Source organism: Psychrobacter sp. CoH-33_TS_01 (assembly GCF_058189395.1).
The window spans coordinates 1-248 of sequence record NZ_JBVGQI010000088.1; the positions used below are offsets into that span (position 1 = coordinate 1).

At 71.8% G+C, this 248-nt stretch carries 1 protein-coding gene; it reads right to left on the reverse strand.

The genetic code is table 11. The features are described from left to right. Window positions 1-248 (reverse strand): alpha-amylase family glycosyl hydrolase (locus ACZ2XM_RS15645; protein ID WP_490619037.1); only part of this gene is annotated, 248 nt, incomplete at both ends.

The following is a 248-nucleotide window of genomic DNA, read 5'->3' on the forward strand; positions in this document are numbered from 1 at the left end:
GGCCGGTTCGCCGGACAGGTTCGCGATCACGAGCAGCTGCCGCCGACCGAGCGTCCTGGTGTACGCGAACACGGTCCGATGCTCCGGCAGCAGGAGCTCGAAGCCGCCGTGCGACACCACCCGCTCGCCGTGGCGTAGCGCGATGAGCGCGCGATAGTGCGAGAGAACGGACCGCGGGTCGTCGCGCTGGGCCTCGGCGTTGATCCGCGCCGCGTTCGGGTTGACCGCGATCCACGGCGTCCCCGACG